The sequence below is a fragment of the Rhodosalinus sp. genome, assembly GCF_041685465.1.
Lineage (GTDB): Bacteria > Pseudomonadota > Alphaproteobacteria > Rhodobacterales > Rhodobacteraceae > Rhodosalinus.
This window is the reverse complement of sequence record NZ_JAWLFS010000290.1, coordinates 1-3382: the sequence shown is the minus strand read 5'-3', so window position 1 is coordinate 3382 and position 3382 is coordinate 1. Positions and strand designations below refer to the sequence as shown.

Below are 3382 nucleotides of genomic sequence, written 5' to 3'. Positions count from 1 at the left end.
GCCCCGGACGGCGTCGATCATGCGCTGCACGTTCTCCGGGTCCGCGTCCGGCGTGATGCCGTGGCCGAGGTTGAAGATGTGCGGCCCGCCGGAGAAGGCACGCACGATGCGCCGCGTCTCCTCCACGAGCGCCTCGCCCCCCGTCACCATGTGCGAGGAGGCGAGGTTGCCCTGCACGCAGCCGTCCTTTTGCACATGCTCCGCCGCCCATTCCGGGGTCACCCCGTCGTCGAGCGCCACGCAGTCCACGCCAGTCACCTTGCCGAAGCCCTCGTAGGCCGCGCCCGCGCCGCGCGGGAAGCCGATCACCGGCAGCCCCGGATGGCGCGCCTTGAGCGCCGCGGTGATGCGGCGGCAGGGCTCGACGGCGTAGCGCTCGAAATCCGCGCCCGTGAGCGAGCCCGCCCAGCTGTCGAAGACCTTGACGCATTCGGCGCCCGCCTCGACCTGTTTCGAGAGGTATTCGACCGTCCCGGCCTCCAGCAGTGCCATCAGCCGGTCGAAGAGCGCCGGGTTCTCGTCCTTGAGCCTGTGCGCCGGGCCCTGGTCGGGCGTGCCCCGGCCGGCGATCATGTAGGTCGCCACGGTCCAGGGCGCGCCGGCGAAGCCGATGAGCGTCGTCTCCGCGGGCAACTCGCGCGAGAGGATGCGCACCGTCTCGTAGATCGGGTTCAGCGTCTCGTGCACCGCCTCGGCGGGTTTCAGCGCCTCGAACTCCGCCTCCGTCGTCATGGTCGAGAGGCGCGGCCCCTCGCCGGTGACGAACCAGAGATCGGCGCCGAGCGCCTGCGGCAGCAGCAGGATGTCGGCGAAGAGGATCGCCGCGTCGAAGCCGTAGCGGCGGATCGGCTGCAGCGTCACCTCCGCGGCGAGATCGGGCGTGTAGCAGAGCGACAGGAAATCGCCCGCCTTCGCCCGCGTCGCGCGGTATTCCGGCAGGTAGCGCCCCGCCTGCCGCATCATCCAGATCGGCGGCACCGGCAGCGTCTCGCCCGCCAGCGCCCTCAGGATCGTCTTCGTCTCGGCCATCGTCGCCCTTTCCGCAGCTTCAGATGCAGGGGTCGCCGCCCCCGCCCCCGCTGTCAAGCCGGAGACGCTTGTCAGGCGCGCGTGACAGCCTTAGACCGGGGTCATGAGCATTGCCCTGCCCTCCCCCGACGCGCCGCTGAAGATCGGCACCCGTGGTTCGCCCCTCGCCCTCGCGCAGGCCTACGAGACGCGCGACCGGCTCGCCGCGGCCTTCGACCTGCCCGAGGATGCCTTCGAGGTGGTCAGGATCAAGACGACCGGCGACGCGGTCCTCGACCGCCCGCTGAAGGAGATCGGCGGCAAGGGCCTCTTCACGCGCGAGATCGAGCAGGCGCTCATCGACGGCGGCATCGACATCGCCGTGCACTCGATGAAGGACATGCCGTCCGAGCAGCCGCCGGGGCTCACGCTCGACACCTACCTGCCGCGCGAGGACATGCGCGATGCCTTCGTCAGCCCGCATCACGCCGGTCTGGCCGACCTGCCCGAGGGCACGGTGGTGGGCACCAGCTCGCTGCGCCGGCGCGCGCAGCTGCTCTGGCGGCGGCCGGACCTCTCGGTGGTGGAGTTCCGCGGCAACGTGCAGACGCGGCTCAGAAAGCTCGAGGATCGCGTCGCCGACGCGACCTTCCTCGCCATGGCGGGGCTGCGGCGCCTCGAGATGACGCATGTCGCGCGCGGCCCCATCGCGCCCGAGGACATGCTGCCGGCGGTGGCGCAGGGCGCCATCGGGATCGAGCGGCGCGCGGAGGACGCGCGCACTGCCGAGATGCTCGCGGCGATCCACGACGGCCCCACGGCGACCCTGCTCGCAGCCGAGCGCGCCTTCCTCGCCACGCTCGACGGCTCCTGCGACACGCCGATCGCCGGGCTCGCCGAGGTCGAGGGGGGGACGTTGCGCCTGCGCGGCGAGATCCTGCGCCCGGACGGCTCGGAATGCCTTTCCGACGATGCGAGCGCCCCGGTCGAGGACGGCCCGGCGCTCGGCCGCGAGATGGCCGAGAAGCTCCTCGGACAGGGCGGCCCCGGCTTCTTCGACTGGCGCGCGGCCTGAGGCCGCGAGGGCGGGCCGGCCGGCACGACTCCGCCGTGGTCGCAGGCCATGGCGCACGCCCCGGCCCGCGACGCGCGGAGGTGCCACGCCCGGGCGGCCTCGCCGGTACCGCTCCGACGCCTCACAGGGATTGACGGCGGGCGCGCCGCGGCGGCGGCTCAGGCGACCATCTTCTCCGCCCGGCGCAGGTCCACGCTGACGAGCTGGCTGACGCCCTGCTCGACCATGGTCACCCCGAAGAGCCGGTCCATCCGCCCCATCGTCACCGCGTGGTGCGTGATGATGAGAAAGCGCGTGTCGGCGCGGCGGCGCATCTCGTCCAGAAGATCGCAGAAGCGCGTCACGTTGGCGTCGTCGAGCGGCGCGTCCACCTCGTCGAGCACGCAGATCGGCGCCGGGTTGGCGAGGAACACCGCGAAGATCAGCGCGAGCGCGGTCAGCGTCTGCTCGCCCCCGGAGAGAAGCGAGAGCGTCGAGAGCTTCTTGCCCGGCGGCTGGCACATGATCTCCAGCCCGGCATCCAGCGGATCATCGGATTCGACCATGACGAGCTTCGCCTCGCCGCCGCCGAAGAGATGGGTGAAGAGCGTGGCGAAATTGGCGTTCACCTGCTCGAAGGCGGTCAGCAGCCGCTCGCGCCCCTCGCGGTTGAGTGCGGCGATGCCCGAGCGGAGCTTGGCGATCGCCTCCTCGAGATCGGCCTTCTCCTGCGCGAGGGTGTCGTGCTCGGCCTGCACTTCGCGGGCATCCTCCTCGGCGCGCAGGTTCACCGCGCCGAGCCCGTCGCGCTGGCGCTTCAGCTTCGCCACCTCGGCCTCGAGCGCCTCGGCATCGGCGAGCGTGTCGGGATCGACGCCAAGTGTCCCGGGCAGCGCGGCAGGCGCGAGTTCCCAGGCCTCGGCGATGCGCGCCTCGGCCTCCTCCGCGGCCGCCCCGGCCGCTTCGGCACGCGCCCCGGCGGCGGCCTCCCCGGCGCGGGCGTCGGCGGCAGCGCGTTCGGCGGCGCGCTCCGCCTCGGCGGCCTCCCGGCGCGCGGCCTCGCCGGCGGCGAGCGCCTCGGCGGCGGCGTCGCGCCGCGCCTCCGCCACCCGGATCGCCTCGGCGAGCTCCCCGCGCTGCGCGGCGAGCGCGTCGGGCCGGCCGGCGGCCTCGACGCGCTCGGCCTCGGCGGCGGCGATCCGCTCGGCGAGCTCCGCGGCGCGCTGATCGGCCGACGCAAGCCGTCCGCGCCAGCCGTCAAGCTCCCTGGCGAGCGCCTGCGCCCGCGCCTCCCGCGCCGCGCCCTCGCGCTCCAGCGTG

Annotated in this window: 3 protein-coding genes; 1 reads left to right on the top strand and 2 read right to left on the bottom strand. The window is 73.6% G+C overall.

What is annotated here, in order from left to right; all coding sequences use genetic code 11:
- Positions 1-1029 (bottom strand): uroporphyrinogen decarboxylase (gene hemE / locus ACESL7_RS14570; RefSeq protein WP_372894023.1); only part of this gene is annotated, 1029 nt, incomplete at its 3' end.
- A gap of 103 nt (positions 1030-1132) precedes the next feature.
- On the opposite strand from hemE, the gene hemC reads away from it, so the two are divergent.
- A complete protein-coding gene (gene hemC / locus ACESL7_RS14565) occupies positions 1133-2083 on the top strand; it encodes a hydroxymethylbilane synthase (protein WP_372894022.1) in 951 nt (316 codons plus the stop codon).
- Between the two features lie 158 nt (positions 2084-2241).
- Here hemC and ACESL7_RS14560 read toward each other — a convergent pair.
- Positions 2242-3382 (bottom strand): coiled-coil domain-containing protein (locus ACESL7_RS14560; RefSeq protein WP_487247762.1); only part of this gene is annotated, 1141 nt, incomplete at its 5' end.